11 protein-coding genes are annotated in these 14,360 nt (G+C 41.3%); 8 read left to right on the top strand and 3 right to left on the bottom strand.

Annotated elements, in window-relative coordinates; genetic code table 11:
• The first annotated feature begins 261 nt into the window (after positions 1 to 261).
• Together D0T85_RS01585 and D0T85_RS01580 are read left to right on the top strand one after the other, a co-directional pair.
• Positions 262 to 3,423 carry a sacsin N-terminal ATP-binding-like domain-containing protein gene (locus D0T85_RS01585; protein WP_163209520.1) on the top strand — a complete coding sequence of 1,054 codons (3,162 nt, stop codon included), beginning with the start codon at positions 262 to 264 and terminating at the stop codon, positions 3,421 to 3,423.
• Complete coding sequence (locus tag D0T85_RS01580) at positions 3,424 to 4,497, top strand: helix-turn-helix domain-containing protein (protein WP_163209518.1); 1,074 nt, start codon at positions 3,424 to 3,426, stop codon at positions 4,495 to 4,497. It begins immediately after the preceding gene.
• Positions 4,498 to 4,541: 44 nt separating this feature from the next.
• Here D0T85_RS01580 and mobC read toward each other — a convergent pair whose 3' ends face one another.
• From mobC to mobA, 3 genes are read right to left on the bottom strand one after another with little or no spacing between them, the layout of a single operon-like run.
• Positions 4,542 to 6,554, bottom strand: a complete 2,013-nt coding sequence (gene mobC, locus D0T85_RS01575; protein WP_163209516.1) for a conjugal transfer protein MobC — start codon at positions 6,552 to 6,554, stop codon at positions 4,542 to 4,544.
• A gap of 34 nt (positions 6,555 to 6,588) precedes the next feature.
• Entirely contained in the window at positions 6,589 to 7,857 is a 1,269-nt protein-coding gene (gene mobB / locus D0T85_RS01570; protein WP_163209514.1) for a conjugal transfer protein MobB, read from the bottom strand.
• 3 nt (positions 7,858 to 7,860) lie between these two features.
• Positions 7,861 to 8,292, bottom strand: a complete 432-nt coding sequence (gene mobA, locus D0T85_RS01565; protein ID WP_163209512.1) for a conjugal transfer protein MobA — start codon at positions 8,290 to 8,292, stop codon at positions 7,861 to 7,863.
• Between the two features lie 785 nt (positions 8,293 to 9,077).
• Here mobA and D0T85_RS01560 point away from each other — a divergent pair.
• From D0T85_RS01560 to D0T85_RS01535, 6 genes are all read left to right on the top strand, one after another.
• Positions 9,078 to 9,833 (top strand): ParA family protein, encoded by a 756-nt coding sequence (locus D0T85_RS01560; RefSeq protein ID WP_163209510.1) that lies wholly within the window; start codon positions 9,078 to 9,080, stop codon positions 9,831 to 9,833.
• 7 nt (positions 9,834 to 9,840) lie between these two features.
• Positions 9,841 to 10,317: a DUF3408 domain-containing protein gene (locus D0T85_RS01555; RefSeq protein ID WP_239060611.1), complete on the top strand. Its 477-nt coding sequence runs from the start codon at positions 9,841 to 9,843 to the stop codon at positions 10,315 to 10,317.
• 3 nt (positions 10,318 to 10,320) lie between these two features.
• Positions 10,321 to 11,061 carry a hypothetical protein gene (locus tag D0T85_RS01550; RefSeq protein ID WP_163209508.1) on the top strand — a complete coding sequence of 247 codons (741 nt, stop codon included), beginning with the start codon at positions 10,321 to 10,323 and terminating at the stop codon, positions 11,059 to 11,061.
• A 149-nt stretch (positions 11,062 to 11,210) separates the two neighbouring features.
• Positions 11,211 to 11,513 (top strand): DUF4134 domain-containing protein, encoded by a 303-nt coding sequence (locus D0T85_RS01545; RefSeq protein WP_032853573.1) that lies wholly within the window; start codon positions 11,211 to 11,213, stop codon positions 11,511 to 11,513.
• Positions 11,514 to 11,524: 11 nt separating this feature from the next.
• Positions 11,525 to 11,860, top strand: coding sequence for a DUF4133 domain-containing protein (locus tag D0T85_RS01540; protein ID WP_163209506.1), 336 nt, complete (start codon positions 11,525 to 11,527; stop codon positions 11,858 to 11,860).
• Positions 11,853 to 14,351, top strand: coding sequence for a TraG family conjugative transposon ATPase (locus D0T85_RS01535; protein WP_163209504.1), 2,499 nt, complete (start codon positions 11,853 to 11,855; stop codon positions 14,349 to 14,351). The genes D0T85_RS01540 and D0T85_RS01535 overlap by 8 nt, the downstream gene beginning before the upstream one ends.
• Positions 14,352 to 14,360: the final 9 nt, after the last annotated feature.

The following is a 14,360-nucleotide window of genomic DNA, read 5'->3' as shown; positions in this document are numbered from 1 at the left end:
AATGGATTGACTGCAAGGTTTTAAGGCGGTGGATGCTTGTGTCCGGGGTTGTCTAATGTGTTTTTGAAAATCGGGGTATTGAAGTTACCGTTATCAAGAAAATTTCATCTAACCAGACTTATACCTTGCCGAACTGAATTTCTATTAGATAAATTTTACACATCAAACAAAAAGCAGTAATTTTGCACTGCCTAACCATTTGGAAAACAAATGTTGACGCAGCTTGGAATCAATTCAAAATCAATAATTCAAATAATATATATGGCTGATGGTATTTTTTCTAAATTTGAAAGAGATGAATTAAACAAGATCACTGCAAAGTCGATTTTGGAGAAACTTATGAATATTCGACAAAGCATAAATGTGGAATTTACAGCGCGTAGATTGATTTGGGAATTGATGCAAAACGCTAAGGATAATGCGAATCTCTGTAATAATAATGATGAAAAAGTAGATGTCTCTATTCTTCTTGAAGAAGATCAATTTGTATTTTCTCACAACAAAGGTTATTTCACAAATGAGCATATACGAGGATTAATAAGAAAGTATTCATCCAGTGATAAGGACAGGGACACAGAAGAAAAAGGGAACATCTACAAAACAACCGGACGATTTGGTACTGGATTTATGACCACTCATCTACTTTCTGAAAAAGTGAAAGTAAGTAGTTTTTATAAAAATGAGAGGGGAACTTTTAATCAGTTTGATTTTGGCTTAGACCGAAGTGGGAAAAATGAAAAAGAGATTATACAAGGGATAAATAATGCTTTTGATGAAGCCGAGGAAAGCATTGGACGCTCACAAGATTTATCCCTAAGTGAAGATTTCAAAACATCCTTTATCTACCCTTTGACAGAACGAAAGAAATCTTTAGCAGAAACTGCCCTAAACGAAGTCGAAATAGGAATAGCTTACACTCTGATTAATGTACCAGAAATTAATAGTGTAAGCATAGACCAAGACATTATAGGAATTGACATTTATAAAATAAACACCTTTGAACATCTAAATTATGACGAGAATAGCTTTGCTGTGTATAACCTAATAAAAAACGAGCGAAGTACTAAGTTTTATTTTATCACTATCCAAGAAGCCGATCTTCGTATAATAATACCTGTTTCTCATCAAAATGGCAAATATTATGCGATGCCATTGGAAAAAGATATTCCTCGCCTACATTTAGACTTTCCCATGATAGGAACAGAGGAGTTGAATTTGCCATTTGTTGTAAATAGCCCATTATTTGAACCCACAGAACCAAGAGATGGAGTTAGCTTGATGGGTGATGACAATGAAACTTCTAAAATTAATTGCGACATATTGCTCCGTGCCGTTGAGTTATACCAGCTATTTCTATCGTATGTTGGAAGTGCTGCAAATTGGAACAACCTTTATAACCTTGCAAGAATTAAACTACCCAAAAAACATAACTGGATTGATGAGGACTGGTTTAAAGAAAATGTTGTTTCACCGATTCGTTCGAAATTGCTTTATACTCCTATCGTTGATGTTGTTGACGGTAGTAGAATTTCTATCTTAGATGAATTTGACGAACATCAGGTATTCTTTCCTTTTGCGGATAAAGACGATGTTCGCCAGAAAATTTGGGACTTATCAAAAACCTTATATCCTCAATATATTCCTATAAAGGAACATTTTAATGAATGGAGCGCTATCATATGGAAATCCTGTTACAAATTTACTATATCTGAACTATCAAAAGAAATAGAGAAAAATGGGAGTTTGACAAATCTTGCAAGTCATATTAATACGGGTGAGGATGGCGCTATTCATTATATGAATGACTACTATGACCTTTTAAATTTAGAGAAAAATCACATCGCAGAGGTTTATTCAGACGATTACAGTGTTATTCCTAATCAGTTTGGAGAATTTAAAAAGAGATCGGAATTGTATATTGATCGGGAAGTTGATGAGGAATTAAAAAATGCCTGTGCTCTAATTGATACAGACCCAAGAGAATATCTGCTTAATAAACAGGCTCATACAAACAGCCAATATGATACTATCGAAACAAAGTTAAAATACTACGTAAAAAATCAGATAGATATAATTAACAGGATTAATGATATTATCAAGGATGGAGAACATACGAATATAATACAAGTATGTGATTACTTAGCATCATTATTCCCCGCGAAAAATATTTCTCAAAAACGCCTATCCATCTTTGATTTTTCTCAAAAGGTATATCCTGACGATTTTTCAGAAAAAAGATTGATAACAAATTATGATGATAAAATTTGGGAGGAATCAGACAAAAAATCAATATTTTATATCGTTTCGACGATTGCTGACTACAAGAATGTCGAAACTGCCTATAATGGGTTAGGTTTTGAAGGGCAGCAATCTTTTATGGCATGGCTAAATGAGTTCGTTTCATTTTTAATAAAAGAAAATTTTGCTAATAATTTAAGTCGAGAAAAGAATCCAATTTTACCGAATCAAAATGGTTCTTTTTGCGTCAAGGACGATTTGTTTTTGGATGCAGGAGATATTGATGAAGAACTAAAAGATATTTCAGATGAACTTGGTTATGATTTTCGAGAAGAACTGTTAGATGCTTCTATATATTTAGTGCTTCCCGAAAATCGTGTTTATAACATAGAATCTGTTGCAAAAGAAATATCATCTTTAATTAAACCAATTATTCGAAATGTAGACAAACGAAAAGAATTTAAAGATACTCTCAGAAAATTCTATTTGTGGATGGATGAAAATAAAATTAAGGCATCAACGTATTTTTCGGATTTATATGAAACAAAATTTCTGTTTTTAGAAGACGAGGACATTTCATCTAATATAAAGAAAGCGACAGAGTTAGATAAAATAATGAAAGAGTATAATATTGAAAATATGGATGAGCTTAGAACTCATTTATCTAAACTTCAAGCAGACACCCCTACCGAAGACGATAGAGATTCCGAATCTGAAAAGGTTTTTATTACAAAAGAAATATTAGCAAGTCTCGGTATTAGCTCTCAAGAAGAATTTGATGAGGCATTTAAAGATCCTGCCATTTCTTCCAGATTTTTCCATACATCAACTCCATCTATTGAAATGTATGACTATGTTCAAGGATTAATTCAAAGAGCGAAGACAAATATTATAGCCCATTTGCAACAGCACGACGATTATGACTGTGAAGATTTGGAAGATGATACGACAGATACAGGAACTATAATAGTTGGTATAAAGAAAAAAAATATACCCATACAAATAGTTGCTCGTCCTTCGGATAATTCAGAAGTTATATTTTATTATTCATCCGAGAAAGACACTTTAGACAATGATGATTCCGAATTATGGGTAGATAATGGAATAACTGCCCCTCATATACTTACATTGGGTAGAATATTAAAATCGACAGGGATAAACCGAATTCCTATAAAATTTGACTAAATGACACTACAAGAAGAAGTATCAAAAATTATAGGTCAACCTAAAAGTTTGACATTAGAATATAAAGCTGTATTACCGCCTTCTAAGTCAATTGCACAAATTCTCTGTTCTTTTGCAAATGCCGAAGGGGGGATGCTTGTTTTAGGTGTTTCCGAAATTGGAGGAATAAAAGTATCAGGTCTGAGTGGGGATTTTAAAGCGACACCCATAACGCATAAAGCAATTGATCTATTATCACCTAAACCAATTGTAGATTATAGCTATGTAGAACATAACGGAAAAAATCTCTTTGCTATTAGGGTTGAGAAATCAGATGTTACAGTATCGGTTGAAGGAAAAATATTTAAAAGGGTAAATACGAATATCGTTTTATCTAACCCCACTACAAATATATTTCAACCGGGTGGTTATAACAGAATTTCGACAATAGATACAACTTTTAATACACTTAAAACTTCGAGTACAGATTCTAAAACCAAATTGTTAGAACATTATCAAAGTGTATTGAAAATTATTGACGATTTGAAACCTCTATTGTATCCGGAAAATCCCAATAAGCCAACAAATAGTAAAGAAGGGAAAGTTTTATCTCGTATTTTATATTCTTCTATTGTCGATAATTTTGAGACTTATTTGTCAGACATTTTGCTTGAAATATACTTAGCAAAACCCGAAACCTTGAAATCTGAACAAACAGTAAAAGTTGAAGAGGTACTCAATTGTTCAGATTTACAAGACTTCATCATGTATTGGGCTAAGCAAAAAATAGGAAAACTACAAAAAGGAAGTGTGAAAGGCTTCATAGCAGAAAATAAGCAAATTAAAGACTTAAAGGTTATTGATAACACGAAGCAAGACGAGATAGAACGGATTTTACAAATAAGACATTTATATTCTCACCGAAATGGGATAGTTGATGATAAATTTTTGAAGTACTTTCCAACATTCTCTTCGGGTTCGGAACACCAAATTTCTATTGATGAGATTTTAGATAAAATTGAATATCTAACACAGATTATTGATGAAATTGATAAAGCAGCAGTTGCTAAATATAGTTTATCCACAATAATTTAATAGTAAAAGCCACCCTATTGGATAATGGGTGGCTCTAACTGCTTTTATTCTTCCTCTTTCGGTAACAAATGCCGCAGATTCTCATCATTACGAATGCGCTCCAACTCATCAGCCACAATCTGTTTGGCTTCGGCTTTGATGCGGTCGTAATTCTCCTTAATCATTTCCTTCATGCGATCCACGCCGTTTTCATCTACAAAATTGGTGATAACAGGAATTTTCTTGTAAGCCTTTGTTTCAGCGGCAACCCGTTCGTTATCTACTACTATTTCGGCATGAAAAATCTTTTGTTTTATCTGTTGGTCGTAGCTATCAGCTACCGACCCGACAAACATACCCTGCGTAAGATTGGAGATTTTAGACGCTGGTATAAGGCTATCCATTTGCGTAGAAATGGAGGTTGATTTATCGTTGCGGTTTATCGTCATGGACTGGCGTTTCTGTAACACTTTCCCGAAGCGGTCGGACAGTAGTTTTGCCGTATCACCGACCACCTGACCGGAAAAGATATTACCTACGGTATTCATCACTACGGCGGCTTCCTTATCGCCGTAGTCACGCTTTAGCTGCGAAAAGTCCTGAAAACCGAGCATCACACATACCTTATTGCTCCGGGCGGTAGCAATCAGGTTATCTAATCCCTTAAAGTAAATAGTCGGCAACTCGTCAATGATAACCGAACTTTTAAGTTGCCCTTTTTTATTAATCAGCTTCACGATACGGGAATTATACAATCCCAATGCCGCCCCGTAGATATTCTGGCGGTCAGGATTATTACCCACCACCAACATTTTAGGGTCGTCCGGGTTATTAATATCCAGCGTAAATTCATCGCCCGACATTACCCAATAAAGCTGTGGAGAAATCATTCGGGAGAGCGGTATTTTCGCACTCGCAATCTGTCCCTGAAGCTGGTCGGCAGCACCAGATTTCCACGCATCCATAAAGGGAGAAAGGTAGTTTTCAAGGTCGGGATAAGAGGTCAGAATCGGGAAAATATCTTCGTAACTTTTATTCAGAAACTCGATGGCATGGGGAAAAGTACAATACTTTCCATCCTCGTAAATCCGCAAGTACCATATAATAGCAGCGAAAAGAATAATCGGCGATTCCACGAAGAAGTCGCCCTGCTTCTGTACCCACGTCCGGTTCAAGTTGAGCATTATCGTGTACGCCGATTCGTAGGCATCCGAAATATCATTCATGAATGAAGGGTTAATCGGATTACAACGGTGCGAACGGGAAGGATCATCGAAGTTAATCACATAGAAAGTCGGTACTTTCTCGTAACCTTCGCGGTTGTTTAACAGGTGGTTATAAGCAATGGTGGAGAGGTCAGGAAACTTGAAGTCATACACATACATTGCAAACCCCTTTTCGATTTGTTGTTTTATAAATTGATTAATGACTGCGTATGATTTTCCTGACCCCGGACTTCCTAAACAAATGCAGGCACGTTGCGGGAGAAGTACATTCGCCCATCCGTTCCACATTTTCTTTTTATACCAAAACTTCGTAGGCAGATTGACCGAAAATTCATTAGTCATAAGGCGCGTTTCCTGCATGAACGATTCGTTTTCCGTGTTGAAAACATCGTCAAACATATTGTTTTTGAGCAGGCGGCTTATCCATGTACCCGCCATAAGGAGCAATATGTAGCCTACCGAAATGGTAAAGATATAAAATCCGGCATTGGCTACTTTGGGTAACGGTAATGCCAATAGCCACCAGTTCAAAAAGAACAGGACGAAACCGATACCGAGGCACACATAGATTTTCGTCCATGTAATTTTTTCCTCTTTCACGCCCTTTGTTCCCAGACAGGACAAAGCAAGAAACACTACGGCAAAGATTTTCGTCCACAGGATTGAGGTAAACAATCCGGCGGTACGGTTAAAATTCATCAGAATTTTATCAACTACCCCGATATTGATTCCCCACTCGTGCATTGCCTCGTAACAGAACCAATACACATTTATCACTACAAATAAAATAGAGAGCGCACGCATAAAGTCCATCACTTTAGCCAAGCCCCTCAAATCATCTTCATTTTGCATAATTGTAAAAATTAAATTGTTATTACTTCAAATTTTATAGCTGCCTGCCGTATCTGCGCTTCTTCTTTTTCTTACGCTTGATAGTCGGCTGGTTGTTGTCCTGCCCCTGTGTTTCGGGGGTAAGGACAGATAACAGGCTGCCCGCTGCATCATCGACCGTAAAATGTCCGGCTTGCGGTTGCTTGTCTGTGGCGAGTTTATCAGTCTGACGTAGATTATCGGACTGCTTCGGCTGTTGGGTTTGCAGATCCTCGCGGGGCGAATCATCTGCGAACCGTTCGTTAAGGACATTTGCCGAAAACTCCTTACCCAGACGCGAACCGTTCAATACCGCCCGCTCGTTATGATCGATAAATGTAGCCCCGAATATGCGCCCTTCATCATTGCGACGAAATACCAAGTCGATACCTTTCTTCTGTAATGCCGCCCGGAACTCACTTTCGGTGCGGGTACTATTCAAGGCTTCGGAAACCACCGCGCGGGTGCGGGCTGTAACACCGTCCGCCTTGATTGTTTCTTTCGATGTGCCAAACTTCGTTTCCAAGCCATCAAAGCCCAAAGCCGTGCCGAACAGGGAAGATTTCAAAGGCTTACCGACACGGTTGCCCTCGCTATCCAATGCCGAGTAAACCAATCCCCGGTAAGGATTGCCCTTATTCTCCCCTTTGATTTCCTCCACGCCTATATTATATAATGAGAGCAGGGCGCGATACTCGCCGAGCGTTTGGAAGCGGTACATTTCGGAAAGCGGCTTGATAACGTTTGCCACCTGTTTTTTTAAGTTTCCCTGGCTAACGTTTACCGGAGCAAGCTGCCAAGCCTCGCCTTGCTTCTGACCTTTGGCGGGAATCAGATTGTATTTCCGTTCCAAATCTTCTACAATAGCCGCACTGCGCCGTTTCTCCATTTTGTCAGAAACGGGTCTGCCGTTAGGCTGCACCCGTGAGCCGACAATGTGAATATGCTGTCGGTCGATGTCCTCATGCTTAAAAATTATATAAGGCTGATTGCCGTAACCGAGGCGTTCCATGTATTCATGCCCGATGTCCGATAGTTGCTGATCGGTCAGCTTATCGTCAGGATGTGGATTCAGTGAAATATGGATTGCGGGATTTTTGGTAGTGATGTGTGCGGGCATCATACGTTCAAAATCAGTCATACTTGCTCCGATACTGAACACTCCGTCGGCAGGTTCCAGTATTAAATTTGTACTTAAAACCTTACCCAAACCCTCGTCCACTTTCTCCTGATTGTAGGAAAGTGCGCCGTACAAATTGCTCCCGTGAGAGATTTTCGCCACCATTTTTTAGAGGTATTTCGCCTTAAACTGCTCGCATAGCAGCATTACTTCGCGCCCGATTCCCGCCAGTTCTACGGTCGCTTTCTCCAATTTATAGAGCAACGCCAACGCTTTTTTCTCTCCGAAATTGCTGTGGAGTTCCTTCACAATTTGGTTGTAATTCACGCCCACGCTCCGAAACTGGCTGTGCAATGCGGTCAGCTTTGCGGTAAATTCGACAGCCGATGCGTCCGTTTTTACTATCCGGAACTCATCGCCAAAGATGCGGGCGGAGATAAAAGCAGACAGTGAGTTTACGCCTGACTGCTCGAACATGGCAAGAAATCCGGCATGCTGGGTGTCCGTCAGGTTTACCGTCAGCCGATGTTTTGCCGGGTCGTTCTTCGGGGGTCTGCCCCCCTTTCCCCGTTTGCGGGGTTCTCTTCTTTCTTCGTTCATAACATTAATCTTTTAGTGGTTATATGAACGCTACGGACGGCTCATGCCGGCTTAATTTTTCCCGACTTCGGAGAGGAAAATCCCCTCTGGAAGAGCAAGAGGTTGGTGCTGCAAAAAACGAAGTTTGCTGCAATCAACACATCTTGCTATTTGCCAAAATGCAAATACGTTTTGCCCGCAAGGGGCATCTTTTCGTCCCGAACTTTTCGGGATGTAAGATTGCCCTTCGCCGGGCAATTTTTGAGTGCCGAGCCTGTCTTAAAAATCGGCATGAATACCCCGTAACGTTTCATGCTGCAAAGTTACGGTGATTAAATAACACGCTGTATATCAATAGGTGTAGACAACCCCGGACAGAAGCTACCACCCCTCGAAAATATAGTTCAAGTATGAAAAAGAAGGCGTTTATTTGCCCTCGGATTTGAATAATTGAGTAGTTGAAACTTTGATTTTTCAGTGTCGTGTTTAGTCATGGAGATGTATAAAAACAGACACATGAATAAGAATAGAAATGAACGCACGAATGACAGGTCATACATATTCTTAAACAACAAAATTCAGTCCTGCATAAATGATTATGAATGCAAGCATATAAATGCTCAAACGCATAAATGCATGAGTGCTTAAACGCTTAAACACATAAATGCTCAATCATGTAAAACTGAATAAATAATTGATTGAGAGTGTGAGCAAATAAATAACAGAATGTGCAAACAGCTACGCAAGCATAAGCGCATTTGCAATAACATAAAATCAACTGATTGTATAATTAAAAAATTAAGAACATGAAAAAAGAACCGATTTATGTGGCATTCTCGACCCAGAAGGGCGGAGCCGGAAAAACAACCCTTACTGTGCTGATAGCTTCCTATCTGCACTATGTGAAAGGAAAGAATGTAGCGGTAATCGACTGCGACTACCCGCAGCACTCCATTTTTGAAATGCGCGAGCGTGATTTTAAGATGGTGGATGAGGATGAATTTTATAAGGGTATGGCGTATGAGCAAATTACCCGGTTAGAGGGCAAGAAATTCTATCCCATCGTGGAAAGCAACCCACAGGAGGCTTTGAACGATGCGGACGAACTATGCGAAAAAGAGGATTTCGATTATATCTTCTTCGATTTGCCCGGAACACTCAATAACAAGGACTTAATCATAGCCCTTGCCAATATGGATTATATCATTGCTCCGATTGCCGCCGACCGGGTTGTAATGGAAAGTACCCTCAACTATATGATTTCCGTAAGGGATAATATAGTGGGTACGGGAAAATCAAATATCAAAGCCATGTATCTGCTATGGAATATGGTCGATGGCAGGGAAAAGTCTGACCTCTACGAAGTTTACGAGGGAGTAATTAAAGAACTGGAATTTACCACCTTGAAAACCTTTATCCCGAATAGCCTGCGTTTCCGCCGGGAACAATCGGAAAGCCGCCGACCGTTGTTCCGTTCAACTCTTTTCCCTGTGGATAAAAGCCTTATCAAAGGCAGTAACATCGAAGAACTGTCAGACGAATTACTGGAAATCCTAAAGTAATACGGCTATGGCTAAAAGGATAGATACAAACGGGATAAACCCGGATTTAGTGATTAATAGTGCGAAGCCGAGTTATCGGGAAAAAGACCTGAAACCTTACGACCCGTCCGCATCGGCTTCTACTTCCGAGCCGGAAACAGTAGAGGAAACACCACAGGAGGAAATTATACCTCCTGTGGCTGAACCCGAAACAGTGAAAGGAAAAGAAGTATCCCGCGAGGAAAATAAACGGAAGCGCAAGGCACAACCGGAGGACTACGAAGCTCTTTTTATCCGTACCGCTCCCACTACCACCCGTAGCGGGAAAGCAGTCTATATCCGAAAGGAGTTCCACGACAGAATTATGCGGATAGTTCAGAACATCGGATATAATGAAGTATCGCTGTTCAGCTACATAGATAATGTACTGGAACATCATTTTAATACTTATCAGGACGATATTACGGAACTGTACCGTAAACGCCGCCCCGAAGATATATTTTAAGTTATGGAACGATATATTATTTCAGCCATCGTATTGTACGCATTGGTTGTCGCTATTTACCTGCTCCGGGAACGGATGCAGAAACGCAAAAAGAATGCAGCGAAAAAATCCGGTTTCAATCCGTTTCGCTCCACCCCGAAAGAAGATATAATCGGCAAAAGCAAATTTGACCTTAGACAATCCCGGACAGAAGCTACCACGCTGATTCATAATGAAAAACGAATTGAAAATGAGCCTATATTTGCTGACGAAAACAAAAAAGATGCTCCGGTACCCCCCCCTTTGGTTGAATCGGAAACAGTCGTATCAGGTGAAAATATGATGGACGAAAATTCAAACGAAATCAATTTAGTAATTGAGAACACACCCCCCGAATTAGAGCCGGAAGATAACACGGAAGATATAGACGAAGAAGAAACAGAGGACGAAGATACCGAAGGGGTTGCCGGGGTTTCAATGGCACTTGGACTTGGCTTTGACGATCTGGCGGGTATGGTGCGGACGGTAGAAACTACCGATGTCGCAACAACCGAAGAAAAAGAAGAAGCCGGGCGGGTACTGGTCGAGATACGAAAGACCGAAATGTTCGATCAGGTAGCGGGCGATGAGCCGAAAAAGAAAGTGGTGTCCGCACTTATGGACGATTACTTCTCTGCTTTCCACCGAAAGAAACGGGAGGCGGGAGAAACGGACGAACCAACGGTGAAAGCACCGAAAGATTTTAATGTACGCGGCTTTGCGTAAGATGTATAACAGTAAAAAACAAAGTAAAATGAAAGAAAGGGATTACGGTTAGCTACGCTGACCACCACTAAAAGATCAAGTTAAACAGAATTATTCATTTCCGGTACAGGGGACTATTCCACCCCCTGTACCATTAATCAAAAAATCGTATGACAAAGAAAAAAATTCTTATGTCGGCAGCCTTCATTTTCGCTGCCGTATCATCCGCCTTTGCACAAGGTAACGGTATCGGAGGTATTACCGAAGCTACCAATATGGTAACATCATATTTCGATCCCGGCACAAAATTGATATACGCCATCGGTGCAGTAGTAGGTCTTATCGGCGGAATCAAAGTTTATAACAAGTTCAGTTCGGGCGACCCCGATACATCGAAAACCGCCGCCTCTTGGTTCGGCGCGTGTATCTTCCTGATTGTCGCCGCCACCATCCTACGTTCCTTCTTCCTTTAATCGCTCAAACTATGGAGCATAATATTAATAAAGGCATTGGCAAGAGCGTGGAATTTAAGGGTTTGAAAAGTCAGTATCTATTCATCTTTGCGGGCGGTCTATTGGCTGTATTCGTAGTCTTTGTGATTATGTATATGGCAGGTGTAGACCAGTGGGTCTGCATCGGCTTCGGCGTTATCGCTGCATCCGCTTTGGTGTGGCTGACTTTCAACCTGAATGCGAAATACGGGGAGTATGGATTAATGAAAATGCTGGCAAAACGTCAGCACCCGCGCTACCTGATAAACCGCAAAAATTCCCGTCGCTTGTTCAGCCGACCAAAAAAGAAGGAGGTGCGCGATGCGTAATACAATGAAAGCGGCTACCATCGAAAGCAAGTTCCCGCTATTGGCAGTGGAACACGGCTGCATCATATCCAAAGATGCCGACATAACGGTAGCTTTCCGTGTCGATCTGCCGGAACTGTTCACCGTTACCGCCGTAGAATATGAAGCGATACACTCGGCTTGGGCGAAAGCAATTAAGGTTTTGCCCGATTACTCGGTTATCCACAAACAGGATTGGTTCGTAAAGGAAACCTACAAACCCGAAACGGATAAAGAGGATATGAGCTTTTTGTCCCGCTCGTTTGAACGCCACTTTAACGAACGTCCCTATCTGAACCATAGCTGTTTCCTGTACCTGACAAAAACGACAAAAGAGCGTATGCGTATGCAAAGCAGCTTTTCAAGTCTTTGCCGGGGAAACATCATACCCAAAGAAGTAAACAAAGACACAGCTACACGGTTTTTGGAGGCGGTCGGACAGTTTGAACGCATTGTAAACGATTCGGGATTTATAACTCTTACCCGCCTGACTTCGGACGAGATCACGGGAACGGAAAAAGAACCCGGACTGGTAGAGAAATACTTTGCCCTCTCGCTGGATGATACGACCTGTTTAGAGGATATGGAACTCGGAGCGGACTCTCTTCGCATCGGAGCAAAGAAAGTATGCCTGCATACGATTTCCGATGTGGAGGACTTGCCCGGAACGGTCGGAACGGATATGCGGTATGAAAAGCTATCCACCGACCGGAGCGACTGCCGATTATCGTTTGCTGCACCCGTAGGGCTATTGCTCTCCTGCGACCATGTGTATAACCAGTATATATTTCTGGACGATTCGGCGGAGAACCTGCGGAAGTTTGAAAAGAGTGCAAGGAATATGCAGTCGCTTTCAAGGTACAGTCGTGGAAACCAAATCAATAAAGAGTGGATCGACAAGTACCTGAACGAAGCACATTCGTTCGGGCTTACCTCTGTCCGGGCGCATTTCAATGTAATGGCATGGTCGGAAGATACGGAGGAACTGAAACACATCCGTAACGATGTAGGTAGCCAGTTAGCAGTAATGGAGTGTAAGCCGCGCCACAATACAACGGATGCGGCTACCCTCTATTGGGCGGCTATGCCGGGCAATGCGGGGGACTTCCCTTCGGAGGAAAGTTTCTACACGTTCATCGAACCCGCCCTGTGCTTTTTCACAGAGGAAACCAACTATAAAAGTTCGCTTTCTCCTTTCGGTATTAAGATGTGCGACCGTGTGAGCGGTAAGCCGCTGCATCTGGATATAGACGATGAGCCGAAGAAACGAGGCATAACGAACAACCTCAATAAATTCGTCTTAGGCGGATCGGGTTCAGGGAAAAGTTTTTTCATGAACCATATGGTACGCCAGTATTGGGAGCAGAATACGCACGTCGTTCTGGTCGATACAGGTAACAGCTATCAGGGGCTTTGTGAAATGATACGCCGGAAAACGGGCGGGCAGGATGGTATCTATTTTACTTATACCGAAGAAAACCCTATTTCTTTCAATCCTTTTTACACCGACGATTACAAGTTCGATGTGGAGAAAAAAGACAGTATTAAAACGCTGCTTTTGACCTTGTGGAAATCGGAAGATGAAAAGGTGAGTAAGACCGAAAGCGGCGAACTCGGCAGTGCGGTATCGGCGTATATCGAGCGCATCCGGGCTGACCGTAGTATCATACCGTGCTTTAATACCTTCTACGAGTATATAATGGGCGACTACCGCCGGGAACTGGAAGAGAGGGAAATCAAGGTAAGCCGTGAGGATTTTAACCTCGACAATATGCTTACTACCCTGCGGCAATACTACAAAGGTGGTCGTTTCGACTTCCTGTTGAACTCGGCGGAAAATATCGACCTGTTGCATAAGTCCTTTATTGTCTTTGAAATTGATTCCATAAAGGACAATAAAGAGTTATTTCCGGTGGTAACAATTATCATCATGGAAGCCTTTATCAATAAGATGAGGCGACTAAAGGGAATAAGAAAACTCTTAATCATCGAGGAAGCATGGAAAGCCCTTTCTTCGGCAAATATGGCTGAATATCTTAGATATATGTATAAAACCGTCAGAAAGCATTTTGGCTCAATCGTAACGGTTACACAGGAAATCGACGATATTATTTCTTCTCCCATCGTTAAGGAAAGCATCATCAATAACTCCGATTGCAAGATTCTTCTCGACCAGCGAAAATTCATGAACCGCTTCGATGTGATCCAATCGCTTTTAGGTCTGACCGATAAAGAGAAAGGGCAAATCCTGTCTATCAACATGGCGAACCATCCGAACCGGAAATACAAGGAAGTATGGTTCGGGCTGGGCGGTGTTCAGTCGGCGGTATATGCTACGGAAGTTAGCGGTGAAGAATATCTGACCTATACGACGGAGGAATCCGAAAAGGTGGAAGTATTCAAAAAAGCGGACGAACTCGGCGGGAACTACGAACTGGCGATTAAACAGCTTGCCGAAAGCAAACGCGGGTAATTATCAACC

This window comes from Bacteroides sp. 519 (assembly GCF_010500955.1).
In the GTDB taxonomy this organism is placed as follows: domain Bacteria; phylum Bacteroidota; class Bacteroidia; order Bacteroidales; family Bacteroidaceae; genus Bacteroides.
Note: the sequence above shows the minus strand (reverse complement) of the source record. Positions and strands in the feature narration are given on the sequence as shown.

Excerpts from the sequence above, each read along its gene's own strand:
- D0T85_RS01585 (WP_163209520.1), top strand. The coding sequence starts at position 262 with ATGGCTGATGGTATTTTTTCTAAATTTGAAAGAGATGAATTAAACAAG.
- D0T85_RS01580 (WP_163209518.1), top strand. The coding sequence starts at position 3,424 with ATGACACTACAAGAAGAAGTATCAAAAATTATAGGTCAACCTAAAAGT.
- mobC (WP_163209516.1), bottom strand. The coding sequence starts at position 6,554 with ATGCAAAATGAAGATGATTTGAGGGGCTTGGCTAAAGTGATGGACTTT.
- mobB (WP_163209514.1), bottom strand. The coding sequence starts at position 7,857 with ATGGTGGCGAAAATCTCTCACGGGAGCAATTTGTACGGCGCACTTTCC.
- mobA (WP_163209512.1), bottom strand. The coding sequence starts at position 8,292 with ATGAACGAAGAAAGAAGAGAACCCCGCAAACGGGGAAAGGGGGGCAGA.
- D0T85_RS01560 (WP_163209510.1), top strand. The coding sequence starts at position 9,078 with ATGAAAAAAGAACCGATTTATGTGGCATTCTCGACCCAGAAGGGCGGA.
- D0T85_RS01555 (WP_239060611.1), top strand. The coding sequence starts at position 9,841 with ATGGCTAAAAGGATAGATACAAACGGGATAAACCCGGATTTAGTGATT.
- D0T85_RS01550 (WP_163209508.1), top strand. The coding sequence starts at position 10,321 with ATGGAACGATATATTATTTCAGCCATCGTATTGTACGCATTGGTTGTC.
- D0T85_RS01545 (WP_032853573.1), top strand. The coding sequence starts at position 11,211 with ATGACAAAGAAAAAAATTCTTATGTCGGCAGCCTTCATTTTCGCTGCC.
- D0T85_RS01540 (WP_163209506.1), top strand. The coding sequence starts at position 11,525 with ATGGAGCATAATATTAATAAAGGCATTGGCAAGAGCGTGGAATTTAAG.
- D0T85_RS01535 (WP_163209504.1), top strand. The coding sequence starts at position 11,853 with ATGCGTAATACAATGAAAGCGGCTACCATCGAAAGCAAGTTCCCGCTA.